The sequence below is a fragment of the Amycolatopsis sp. NPDC049253 genome, from assembly GCF_040678995.1.
GTDB lineage: Bacteria > Actinomycetota > Actinomycetes > Mycobacteriales > Pseudonocardiaceae > Amycolatopsis.
Genome location: NZ_JBFAQX010000034.1, coordinates 60557 through 72302, shown reverse-complemented (window position 1 = coordinate 72302; position 11746 = coordinate 60557). Strand labels below are relative to the sequence as shown.

The 11746-nt window shown below is 71.4% G+C and carries 10 protein-coding genes; 2 read left to right on the top strand and 8 right to left on the bottom strand.

Annotation, left to right across the window (positions count from 1 at the left end):
* Positions 1-15: 15 nt before the first annotated feature.
* The 5 genes from AB0K15_RS41520 to AB0K15_RS41500 all read right to left on the bottom strand — a co-directional run bounded on the left by AB0K15_RS41520 (position 16) and on the right by AB0K15_RS41500 (position 7006).
* Positions 16-1605 carry an ABC transporter ATP-binding protein gene (locus tag AB0K15_RS41520; RefSeq protein ID WP_364064285.1) on the bottom strand — a complete coding sequence of 530 codons (1590 nt, stop codon included), beginning with the start codon at positions 1603-1605 and terminating at the stop codon, positions 16-18.
* 11 nt (positions 1606-1616) lie between these two features.
* Complete coding sequence (locus tag AB0K15_RS41515) at positions 1617-2489, bottom strand: ABC transporter permease (RefSeq protein WP_364064282.1); 873 nt, start codon at positions 2487-2489, stop codon at positions 1617-1619.
* Positions 2486-3442 (bottom strand): ABC transporter permease, encoded by a 957-nt coding sequence (locus AB0K15_RS41510; protein ID WP_364064279.1) that lies wholly within the window; start codon positions 3440-3442, stop codon positions 2486-2488. Before AB0K15_RS41510 ends, AB0K15_RS41515 begins: the two co-directional genes overlap by 4 nt.
* 3 nt (positions 3443-3445) lie before the next feature.
* Positions 3446-5077, bottom strand: a complete 1632-nt coding sequence (locus tag AB0K15_RS41505) for an ABC transporter substrate-binding protein (protein ID WP_364064276.1) — start codon at positions 5075-5077, stop codon at positions 3446-3448.
* 138 nt (positions 5078-5215) lie between these two features.
* Complete coding sequence (locus tag AB0K15_RS41500) at positions 5216-7006, bottom strand: gamma-glutamyltransferase (protein ID WP_364064273.1); 1791 nt, start codon at positions 7004-7006, stop codon at positions 5216-5218.
* Between the two features lie 70 nt (positions 7007-7076).
* Between AB0K15_RS41500 and AB0K15_RS41495 the strand changes: the two genes are divergently transcribed.
* A complete protein-coding gene (locus AB0K15_RS41495) occupies positions 7077-7949 on the top strand; it encodes a LysR family transcriptional regulator (protein WP_364064270.1) in 873 nt (290 codons plus the stop codon).
* A gap of 100 nt (positions 7950-8049) precedes the next feature.
* On the top strand, positions 8050-9120 hold the full coding sequence (locus AB0K15_RS41490; protein ID WP_364064265.1) for a hypothetical protein: 1071 nt from the start codon (positions 8050-8052) through the stop codon (positions 9118-9120).
* A 3-nt stretch (positions 9121-9123) separates the two neighbouring features.
* Here the strand turns inward: AB0K15_RS41490 and AB0K15_RS41485 are convergent, their stop codons facing one another.
* The 3 genes from AB0K15_RS41485 to AB0K15_RS41475 are packed head-to-tail and all read right to left on the bottom strand — an operon-like array spanning position 9124 to position 11685.
* Positions 9124-9861 (bottom strand): hypothetical protein, encoded by a 738-nt coding sequence (locus tag AB0K15_RS41485; RefSeq protein ID WP_364064262.1) that lies wholly within the window; start codon positions 9859-9861, stop codon positions 9124-9126.
* A 35-nt stretch (positions 9862-9896) separates the two neighbouring features.
* Entirely contained in the window at positions 9897-10853 is a 957-nt protein-coding gene (locus tag AB0K15_RS41480) for a DUF1152 domain-containing protein (protein ID WP_364064255.1), read from the bottom strand.
* A 10-nt stretch (positions 10854-10863) separates the two neighbouring features.
* A complete protein-coding gene (locus tag AB0K15_RS41475) occupies positions 10864-11685 on the bottom strand; it encodes a helix-turn-helix transcriptional regulator (protein ID WP_364064252.1) in 822 nt (273 codons plus the stop codon).
* Positions 11686-11746: the final 61 nt, after the last annotated feature.

Sequence of the window (11746 nt, the reverse complement as noted above, 5' to 3'; positions counted from 1 at the left end):
GAGGACCCTCACTGGTCACCGCGTGAAGGTGCCCGCCCCGGGCACGGCGTCGAGCAGCTGCCGGGTGTACGGATCGGCCGGCGAGGACAGGACCTCGCCGACCGGCCCGTGCTCGACGACGCGGCCCGCCTGCATCACGAGCACGTCGTGGGCCAGGGACCGGACCACGGCGAGGTCGTGGGAGATGAACAGGTAGCTGAGCCCGAGCTCCTCCTGCAGGGTCCGCAGCAGGCCGAGGATCTGGTCCTGCACCAGCACGTCCAGCGCCGACACCGGCTCGTCGCACACGACCAGCCGGGGACGCACCGCCAGCGCCCGGGCGATGGCGACGCGCTGGCGCTGGCCGCCGGACAGCTCGTTGGGATAACGCTGGGCCAGCGCGGCGGGCAGTGCCACCTGGTCGAGCAGCTCCGCCACCTGCCTGCGCCGCGAGGCGCGGTCGCCGACGCCGAAGGTGCGCAGCGGTTCGGTGATCAGGCGCTCGACCGTCCACATCGGATCGAGCGAGGCGTACGGGTCCTGGAACACCGGCTGCATCGCGCGCCGGGCGGCCCGCAACCGGGCGCCACGCAGGCCGACGACCTCGGCGCCGTCGAGGCGGATCGTGCCGGACGTCGCGGGCACGAGGCCGAGCACCATGTGGGCGGTCGTGGTCTTGCCCGAACCGGACTCGCCGACGATCGCGGTGGTCCGTCCGTGCCCGACCGTGAACGACACGTCGTCCACGGCTCGCAATGCGCCGCCGCCGCCCCGGATGCGGTATTCCTTCGCCACGTGCGACACCTCGAGCACCACGTCGGAGGCCGGCGCGGCCTCGTGCATCGGCCCGGTCAACGACGGGGCCGCCGCCACCAGCCGCCGCGTGTAGCCCTCCCTCGGTTCGGTCAGCACCCGGCGCGCCGGCCCGGTCTCCACGATCTCGCCCTCGGACATCACCACGACGCGGTCGGCCCGGTCCGCCGCCAGCCCCAGGTCGTGCGTGACCAGCAGCAACGCCGTGCCCAGCTCGTGGGTGAGCTTCTCCAGGTGGTCGAGGATCTGCCGCTGCACGGTCACGTCGAGCGCGGAGGTCGGCTCGTCGGCGATGAGCAGATCCGGCCGGCAGGCCAGGCCGATCGCGATGAGCACGCGCTGGCGCATCCCGCCGGAGAACTCGTGCGGGTACTGCCGTGCCCGCCGCGCGGGTTCGGGGATCCCGGCCTCGCCGAGCAGCTCGACCGCCCGGGCCCAGGCCTCGCGGCGGGCACACATCCGGTGCGCCAATAGGGTTTCGGCGACCTGCCGGCCGACGCGCGCCACGGGGTTGAGGTTGGACATCGGGTCCTGCGGCACCAGGCCGACCTCGCGTCCACGCAGGCGCCGCAGCCGTTTCTCCCCGGCGTGTGTGAGGTCTTCGCCGCGCCACCGGATCGCGCCGCCCGTGACGCGCCCCGCGCCGGGCAGCAGGCCGATGACCGCGTGGGCGGTGGTGGACTTGCCGGAGCCGGACTGGCCGACGACAGCGACGCGCTCGCCGGGCGCCACCCGCAGGCTCACGCTCCGCACGGCCGGGGTGCGGCCGAAGGACACCTCGAGCTCGCTGACTTCCAGGAGCGGTTCGGTCATCGTGGTCCCTTTCACCGCGTGCTCTTCGGGTCCAGCGCGTCGCGCAGGGCGTCGCCGAACAGGTTGAACCCCAGGCAGATCAGCGCGAGCGCGATCCCGGGGAAGATGCCCGGCCAGGGCGTGCGGAACAGGTACTGCTGCGCGTCCGACAGCATGATCCCGAGGCTCGGCGCGGGCGGCTGGATGCCGAGGCCGAGGAACGACAGCACCGCCTCGCCGATCACCGCGACCGGCATGATCACCGTGGCCTGCACGATGATCGCCGACGCCGCGTTGGGCAGCACGTGCTGGCCGAGGATCCGCCACGGCCCGGCGTGCATCGTGTTCGCGGCGAGCACGAAGTCGGTTTCCTTGAGCCGCAACGTGTCCGCGCGCACGACGCGGGTCATCGTCGGGATCTGGGCGATGCCGAGCGCGATGGCCGCGTTGGTGAGGCCACCGCCGTTGATGGCGGCCAGCCCGACCGCGAGGATCAGGAACGGGAACGCCAGCATGAGGTCCGCGAGCCGGGAGATGAGCGCGTCGAGCCAGCGCCAGTATCCCGACAGCAGCCCGAGCGGCACGCCCACGACCACGGCGAACAGCACCGACAGCGCCCCGACCTCCAGCGACGCGCGCGTGCCGTAGAAGACGCGGGAGAGGATGTCGCGGCCGAGGTCGTCGGTGCCGAGGGCGAACCCGACCGTGCCCGGTTGCTGGAACGGCGTCTCGAAGTGCACTTCCGTCGGCGCATAGGGTGCCAGCAGCGGCGCGAACACCCCGGCGATCACGACGATCAGCAGCAGCACGCCGCCGATCACGCCCAGCGGGTTGTGCAGGAGCCGCCGCGTCACGCGGCCGCGGACGCGGGCCGGCGGGGCGGGGGTTTCGGCGGCGATCGTCATCGGGTCCTCCCGGAGACTCGCAGGCGTGGGTCGATGACCGTGTAGAGGAAGTCGACGAGCAGGTTGATCACGATGTAGGCCGCCGTGATCACGAGGACCACGGCCTGGATCACCGGGTAGTCGCGGGTGAACACCGAGTCCAGTGTCAGCTTGCCGATGCCCGGCAGGCTGAAGATGCGCTCGGTGACCACGGCACCCGCGATGAGCCCGCCCAGCTGGAGCCCGACGATGGTGGTGACCACGATGAGGCTGTTGCGCAGGCCGTAGCGGAAGACGACGGCGGCGCGCCCGAGTCCCTTCGCCCGCGCGGTGCGCACGAAGTCGGCGGTGAGCGTCTCGACCATCGACGACCGGGTCTGCCGCTGCACCACGGCGGCGTGGGTGAGGCCGAGGATCACCGCGGGCAGCGTGAGGTAGTAGATCCCGCGCAACGGCTGGTCGAACGGCGAGACATAGCCGGACGCGGGGAACCACCGCAGCTGCACGGACAGGTAGAGCACGGCGAGGATGCCGAGCCAGAACGTCGGCACCGACAGCGCGAACAGCGAGAAGCCGTTCGCGCCCCACTCGGGCCAGCGGCCGCGGAACACCGCCGCGACGACCCCGGCGAGCACGCCGATGAGGACCGCGACGAGCATCGCGAACACGGCGAGCTGCACCGTCACCGGGAGGGTCGCGCCGATCATCTCGCGCACCGGGGTGCCCGTGCGCACGGACTTGCCGAAGTCGCCGGTGAGCGCGTGGCCGACGAACTTGACGTACTGCACGGGCAACGGGTCGTCGAGCCCGAGCTGCGCGCGCACGGCCGCGATGGCGGCGGGGTCGGCTTCCTCGCCGGCCATCGCCGTCGCGGGGTCACCGGGCAGCGCGCGCACGCCGATGAACACCACGATCGACGCGAGCACCAGCGTCAGGGCGGACTGCCACAGGCGGTGGAGGAGATAACGTCCCACGGCTCAGCCCTCCTGACTGCCGACGAACGCGGCCTTGCCGAGCCGGACCACCCCGTCGGCGTACACCTGGATGCCGGTGACGCGGGTGGAATGCACGGTGAGGTTGCGGACCCGGTAGGTGTAGACGATCGGGTTCTGCTGCTGGATGAGCTGCACGGCCTGCCCGTAGAGCGAGGCGCGCTGTTTTGTGTCGATGCTGCGCGCGGCACTCGACAGCAAGTTGTCCAAGGCGGACGAGTTGAAGCCGCCGTAGTTGCCGCCCGACCCGGTGGAGAGGAAGCGTGCGGTGTTGGCGTCGGGGTCGATGCGGCCGGACCAGCCGAGCATCAGCGCTTCGAACGTGCCGCGCTTCTGCACGTCCAGCAGGGTGGAGTACTCGACCGGCACGATCTGCACGGCGAAGCCGCCCTCGGCGACGCTGGCCTGCAGGGCCTGGGCGTACCTCAGCTGGTCCTGGGTGTTGGTCACCTGCAACGAGATCGGGAACGGCACGGGCACCCCGGCCTCTTTCAGCAGCTGCCGCGACTTGGCCGGGTCGAACGGCGGGCAGGCGTCGCTGGCCGCGCTGGAGTACGGCGTTTTCGGAGCGATGGGGGAGCAGGCCGGGTCGAACCAGTTGTTGAACACGGTGTCGACGAGCGTCTGCCGGTCCAGGGCCAGGGAGAACGCGAGGCGGATGCGGGGATCGTTGGCGACGGGATCGTCGATGTGCTTCGTGGGTTTGCCGACGCCGTCGACGTTCCCGGTGTTGAAGGTGACGCTCTGGTAGCCCAGCGAAGGGGACTGGAGCACCCTGAGGTCGGGGTCCTGGGCGAGCGCGTCCACGTCCTGGGGCGAGATCGTGTCGGCCACCTGGATGTCGCCGGACCGCAGGTTCGCGGCGCGGATGTTGGCGTCGGTCATGATCCGGTAGGTGATCGTGTCCAGGTGGACGTCCTTGGCGTCGTAGTACAGCGGGTCGCGTTCGACGTCGATTTCGGTCTGCGGCACGCGTTTCACGAACTTGAACGGCCCGACGCACACGGGGTGGTCGCCGAAGTCGTCGCCCTCTTTCGCGATCGCGGCGGGCGACATGATCATGCCCGCGCGGTCGGCCAGCGCCGCGGTGATCGGGGCGAAGGGCTTCTTGTAGTGCAGCACGACGTGGCTCTTGTCGGGCGCGTCGATACGGCTGATCGGGCCCATTTCGCTTTTGCGCTGGGAGGTTTTGAGCTCGAAGTGCCGGCGCAGGCTGGTCGCGACGGCCGGCGCGTCGAACGGGGTGCCGTCGGCGAAGACGATGCCGGTGCGCACGGGGATCGTGACGGTGAGGCCGTCGGGGGAGACCACCGGCAACGCGGTGGCCAGCTGCGGCACGACGGTGCTGGTGTCGTCGATGTCGTAGAGCTTTTCGCAGATCGTGGTCATCACGTAGCGCGTGTAGAGCGAGCTGGACGTGGTGGGGTCGAGCTTGTCGGGCTCGTTGGACAGGCCCATCACGAGGTCGCCGCCGTGCTGGACCGATCGGTTGCCGACCGGGGTGCCGAAGTCGTCGTGGTGCTCGCCGCGGGCGCTCGCGTGTTGCACGGGTACGCACGCCGTGAGTGTCAGCACCGCCAGCCCGGCCAGGAGGGGGAGCAGGGACCGAGGAGACATGGCGAACAACGTACGTCGGTTTTTCCCCGACTCCATTTCTGGATGGTTAATGCGTGTTAAATCGTTATTCGCCGAAAATTGGCATGCCGAAAAGCGGGCCCGGGAATCGGGCCCGCTTTTCGGCGGGAAGTGCGGTGATTATCGCCCGGCGGCGTATCCCTGCATTCCTCGGGGGTTGGCCGCGGCCGAGAGAACGCCGGTCTCCGGGTCGCGGGCGACGGCGCACAACCTCCCTTCGGACCAGGGTTCTCCGACGGTCACGAGGTGGCCCCGGCGCTCCAGCTCGGCGATGACGTCGTCGCCGATCCGCGATTCCACGGTGACGCTGCCGGCCACCATCGCGCGCGGGTAGAACGAGCCGGGGAAACTGTCGGTGTGCCAGTTGGGTGCGTCGATCGCGCCCTGCAGGTCGAGGCCGCTGCGCACTTTTTCGCGCAGCGCGACGGCGAGGAAGAAATGCGCGTTCCACTGGTCCTGCTGGTCGCCGCCGGGCGTGCCGAAGGCCATCACGGGCACTCCGTCACGCGAGGCCAGCGACGGCGTGAGCGTGGTGCGCGGGCGTTTGCCCGGGGCCAGCGAGTTGGGCAGGCCGGGGTCGAGCCACGCCATCTGCAGGCGGGTGCCGAGCGGGAACCCGAGCTGCGGGATGACCGGGTTCGACTGCAGCCAGCCACCGCTCGGCGTCGCGGCGATCATGTTGCCCCACCGATCGACCACGTCGAGGTGGCAGGTGTCGCCGCGCGTCGCGCCGTCCTTGGCGACGGTCGGCTCACCCGCGCCGGCGGCCGTGGCCACGGCACCGCCGCTCGCCACGTACCGGGCGTGCTTGCTCAGGCGTGGTTCCCGGCCGTCGGGGCTGCCGGGGCGCAGCTCGTGCGAAGCGCGTTCGCCGATCAGCTTGCGGCGGGTTTCGTTGTAGGCGGGGGAAAGCAGTGTGGTGATGTCGACGTCGGCGCTGTCGCCGTACCAGGCTTCGCGGTCGGCCATCGCGAGCTTCGTGCCCTCGATGAGGGTGTGGTAGTAGTCCGGCGTGGCGTAGTCCAGTCCGTCCGCGTCCGGCAGGAGCGCGAGCTGCTGCAGCAGCGTCGGGCCCTGGCTCCACAGGCCGGCTTTCGCGATGGTCCAGCCGTTCCAGGTGAACGTGACCGGGTCCTCGTAGGTCGCGCGGAAGGCGGCGAGGTCGTCGCCGGTCAGGGTGCCGGCGTGGCGTTCGCCGGAGGTGTCCATGGTGGGCTTCGCGGCGAACTCGGCGATCGCTTCGGCGATGAAGCCCTCGCGCCAGACCTTGCGGGCGGCCTCGATCTGCGTCTCGCGGCTCGCGCCGGCGGCTTCGGCCTCGGCGATGAGGCGGCGCCAGGTGTTCGCGAGGGCGGGGTTCTTGAAGAGCGCGCCGGGTTTCGGCGAGCGGCCGCCGGGCAGGTAGAGCTCGGCGGAGGTGGTCCACTCGGATTCGAACAGCTCGCGCACGGTCTCCACGGTGGCGCCGACGCGGTCCACGGCGGGGTGACCGTTCTCGGCGTAGGAGATCGCGTACTTGAGGACCTCGCGCAGCGGCTTGGTGCCGTGGTCATGCAGGAGCAGCAGCCACGCGTCGACGGCGCCGGGCACCGCGGCGGCCAGCGGGCCGGTGCCGGGCACGAGGTCGAGGCCGAGCGAGGTGTAGTGCTCGATCGTGGCGCCGGCCGGCGCGCCTCCCTGTCCACAGAGGACCTTCGGCGTGCCGTCCGCCGGGGCGACGATCATCGGCACCTCGCCGCCGGGGCCGTTGAGGTGCGGTTCGACGACGTGGAGCACGAACGCGGCCGCGACGGCTGCGTCGTAGGCGTTGCCGTCGTCTTCGAGCACGGCCATCGCGGCGGCCGAGGCGAGCCAGTGGGTGGACGACACCATTCCGAAGGTGCCCTGCAACGTGGGACGGGTCTGGAACATCCCTGCATCGTCGCGCGTACGTCGGCGTACGTCAAAGACATGTATGACACCGTTCCGATAGCCTGGCGCTATGGAACGTCGGCAGCTCGAGTACTTCGTCGCGATCGTCGAGCACGGCGGCTTCACCCACGCCGCGCGGGCGCTGCGGGTGGCCCAGCCGTCGCTGTCGCGCGCGATCTCCAAGCTGGAGCACGAGCTGGGCGTGGCGCTGTTCCACCGCGTCGGCCGCAACGCCGTGCTCTCCAGCGCGGGCGAGTTCATGGCCGACCGCGCCCGCCTGGTGCTGCGCGACCTCGACGCGCTGCGCGCCGCCGCCCGGGCCGTCGGCGACGGTCTCGCCGGGCGCGTCGACGTGGCCGCCACCTCGTCGTCCGCGCTGGAACCGGTGATCAGCATCATCGCCGACCTTCGCGAACGCCACCCGGGCGTGCTGGTGAGCACCTCCTCGGCGCTGTCGGCGGCGGAGGTCGTGGCGATGGTCCTGCAGGGCCGCTGCGAGGCCGGCGTCTGCGGCAGCGCCGAACGTCCGGCGGGCCCGGGGCTGGTGGCCCACCACCTGCGCGACGAGGAGTTCCTGCTGGTCGCGCCCCCGGGCTCGGGCGTCCCGGACCCGGTCGAGTGGTCCGACCTGCGGGGCATGCGTTTCGTCGTCACCAAACCCGCCACGGCCGTGCGCGCGCTGTTCGACCGCATCGCCGCGACCGTCCCGGACGTCTCCATCGCCGCCGAGGTGGGCGACCGCAGCGTCGTCCTCCCGATGGTCCTGCGCGGCATCGGCGCCGGCCTGATGCCCGACGGCTGGACCGACCTGGCCCGCCGCGCCGGCGCGGAGGTCGTGCGCTTCTCCCCGGCCGAGCGGCTGCCGCAGTGGCTGGTGCACCGGTCGGGGCCGATCACGGCCGCGACGCAGGCGTTCCTGGACACGACGCTGGCGGCGCGGTAGCCGGTGTCGGTTCAGGCTTGTGGTGGATGTGGCCGTGCGGATCGCTGACCTACTGTCGATGGGGTAGTGGGTCGAACACTCACGGTGACAGGAGCGGGGTGTGGTCCAGCCGGGTGAGTTCTCCGCCCTGGTCGCCCTTCGGGTCAAGAAGGGCGAGCTGGCGGCGCTCGAGGCTGTCGACCAGGCCGACCACCTGAGCCACGTGCAGCCCCTGCTTCAGTTCGAAGAGTCGGATACGTCACCGGCGAACCAGCTCGACAGGGTCGAGGCGGCCGTCCGCAAGCTTCGCGGCCTCGGCCGCCTGGTGATGATCGACGCTTCCGAGGTGGCCGGCAACGCCGGCTTCGGAGGTGGGCCGGCCGGTGCGCCCGGGGAACTGGCCGATCGGCTCGCGTATCCCCGCGACCTGCTCGAAGACCAGGAACCGATTCCCTTCATCCCGGTCGTGCGCGCCGACGCGGACGAACGTCGAGTCGCCGTGCTCGGAAGGCTGTGTGACGAGCTCGGCGCGGGAGGTGCGCTTCGAGTCGGCGGGGAGGTGCCGAGCCGTGACGCGATGGAGCGCCTTCTCGAGGTGCTGTCGGTCGACGCGGGTGAACTCGACTTGATCGTCGATCTCGGCTACGTCCCGGAGCTGCCGTCCGGGCTGGTGGATCGGGTCGGCGGCATCGTGCGCGCAGCCGGCGGTTCCGGCCGCTTCCGCTCCACGAGCGTGGTGTGCGGGTCGATTCCCGGCTCTCTTGCGCAGACCGAGGTCTGGGAGGCGCCCCGAATCGAAGAACAGGTGTGGCGCGCTCTCGTCGGAGCCGGCGTCGAGGGCCTGCGTTTCGGCGACTACGGCGTGGTCCACCCCGGCGCGAGCAAGGGTTATCCCAGCAAGCATCTCGCCGTGAAGTACACCTGCCTGGACCATTGGCTGTACTCGCGGGAGCGCATCCCCGCCGAAACCGGCGAAGCTCATCCGGAGAGTCGCACCGCGCGCACGTTCCGAGCCGTGTGCCGGAACGTGGTCGAGTCCGGGAGCTTCGCCGGTCCGGAATTCTCCTGGGGCGACCGGGAAATCCGGGAAACAGCCGAAGGCCGGGGCGAGGGCCCCGGTACGAAGACCAAGGCCGTCGCCGTCGCCACTTCACACCATCTCGCCCACCTCGCTGCTCAGGCCGCGGCGTAGGCGTCAGCTGAACTTCGCCGAAGCCACCATCCCGTCGAAAGCCGCGTCCTGGGCCGGGGTGCTGGCGTGTTCGACGATGAGGAGTTTGCTGGTGGGCAGCCACCACATGCGGACCTGGTTGTTCTGCGCCGGGTCCTTGCAGGTTTCCTGGAAGCGCGCGTACTCGGCCTTCTTCGGGCCGACCGGGGCGAAGCCGTGTTCCAGGACCGCGCCGCCGGTGGCTTCGGAGGCGACGCCGGGGTCGGCGGAGGGGCCGATGCACGTGGGGACGTCCGTGCCGGGGTACCAGCCGAACGCGCGGGTCGGGCTGGGGAGGTTGATCATGCCCTCGGCGGCGGCCTGGCGCAGGTCCAGGATCTTGCCGGCGCACGCGAAGGCGGCCGACTGCAGGCAGCCCTCGTAGCCGGGGTCGCGTGACTCGACGGCGTACTGCGTGCCGGCGGGGAGGGTGACGGTCATGGTGGCGATGGTCGCCGTGACGCCGTCGGTGGAGGAGGAGGACGAGTGCGGGGAAGGGACGGGGGAGCCGGTGCCCGGCGGCCGGCCGACCTCACCCGCCGCGCTGGGCTGCGCTCGGCCGGTGGTGGTCTGCGTACACGCCGTCAGCATCAGCGCCGCCGTGAGTGTGACGGCTGCCAGAAACCAGGATCTTCTTCGCACCGCTGTCCTTTCCTCGGGCCCGGTGCCTCCGACGTCGAGCAGCGCGGCCGGGTTCCATGCTCGCAGACGCGCGAGTGCCACGGTGAACCGCTCGGGTCACTGACCGTCCACAGTGGTCAGTGCGGGATCGGCCGGCGGGGCCGGCGCTCGACGGTGTCCCGGTGTTCCTCGATGACCAGGGCGACGTCGGTCATCGACACCGTGTCCGCCAGGCGCGGAAGGTAGCCGACGGTCGAGGCGAGCGCGAGGAGATCGACGGTGAAGTACACGCCCATCAGCGGGTTCACGAACAGCTCGCTGCCCGTGGTGCGCGCGGTGAACGAGACATTGCCGAACTCGCCGCGCAGGGCGGCGGCGATCTGGCCGTTCACGATGCTCGGCCGCAGCGGCGTGCTGACCTGGGCGTGCGCGACCGCGTCGAGGTACGCCCGCGCCTCGGCCGAAGCCGACGGGATCGACAGCGCGCCCAGGTAGGCGCCGGCGCGGTCGAGCGCGGCGAGGTTTTCGAGCACGTGGGCGTGGGAGACGCCGTGGTAGGCGTCGATCCCGAAGCCCAGCGAGACCACGAGCCGATCGGGTCCGTCGAGGGTGGCGACGGCGGCGAGGCTCGTCATGTCCTCCTCCGGCGTGCCGATCCCGGCTTCGTCGCCACGCAGCAGGATGTCCGTGCCGCCGTCCACGAGCACGATCGCGTCCACGCCCAGGTGCTCCACCAGCGCCTCATACGCGGCCCGCAACGGTTTCGCGCCCGTGCGGCTGAACGCGTGCACGGTCGACGGCAGCCCGCTTCCCGCCAGCCAGCGGGCGAGGGTGCGTTCCGGGAAATAATCGTTGCTGCCGGCACTGCGGGGGCCGACGGCGGCGACGCCGGGCGCGAGCCAGTCGCCGAGGTCCAGCGGGCTCAGGTCGCTGAACGCCAGGTTCCCCAGGTGCACCCGCTTGCCCTGCTCCCGCAACGCGGGCGCCAGCGGCAGCCCGGCATACACGTCGAAGCCGCCGCCGGCACCGGCGATGAGCACGGAAGACGCGGAACGCAGCCGGGTGAACAGCGGGGGCTCGCTCAGGGAGAACACTCTCGCGACGCTACCCAGCCGCGGCCGGCGCCGAGGCGGCTTCCGCGGCCAGCAACGCCAGGGCGTCGGCGGTGGACCGGTCGCGCGCGGTGTAGGTGACAATCAGCTGGTCCTCGGTGTCCGGCAGGTGCAGGGATTCGTAGCCCAGCACCAGAACTCCCGCGCGCGGGTGCCGCAGGCGCTTGAGGCCGTGGGACTTCGCCTGCACGTCGTGGCGCGACCACAGGTCGGTGAAGACCGGGCTCGCGATGGTCAGCTCACCGACGAGCTTCGCCAGCACCGCGTCACCGGGGTGGCGGGCGCTCTCGTGGCGCAGGTTCGCGACGGTCTCCGCGGCGACGTCCGGCCAGTCCACGTAGTACTCGAGCGCCTCCGGATTCAGGAAAACGTGCCGCGCCGCATTGGTCCCCGGGCCCATCGACGGCGGCAGGACCGCTTCGCCGAGCGGGTTCGCGACGAGGATCTCCTGCCACCGGCCGGCCACGAACGCCGGGACGCCCATGCCGTCGACGAGGTCCCGCACCCCCGGCCGCACGGACTGCGCCGGCGCGGCATCCGGATCGCGCGGGGGCCGGGCGAGCAGCCTCAGGTGGTCGCGTTCGGTCGCGTCCAGCCCGAGGGTCCGGGCGATCGAGTCGAGGACGCTGTCGGACACGGCGTCGGCGCGCCCCTGCTCCAGGCGCGTGTAGTAGTCCACGCTCACGCCCGACAGCAGCGCGAGCTCCTCACGCCGCAGCCCCGGCACCTTGCGCCGGCCGGCCGCGGGCAGGCCCTTGCTTTCGGGGCTCACGCGCGCCCGGCGGGCCTGGAGGAACTCACCGATCTCGGACATGCCCCCATTCTCACCCGGCGCCGCGGAGGTTGGGTGGTTCTGGCAAACACAGGAAGACCAG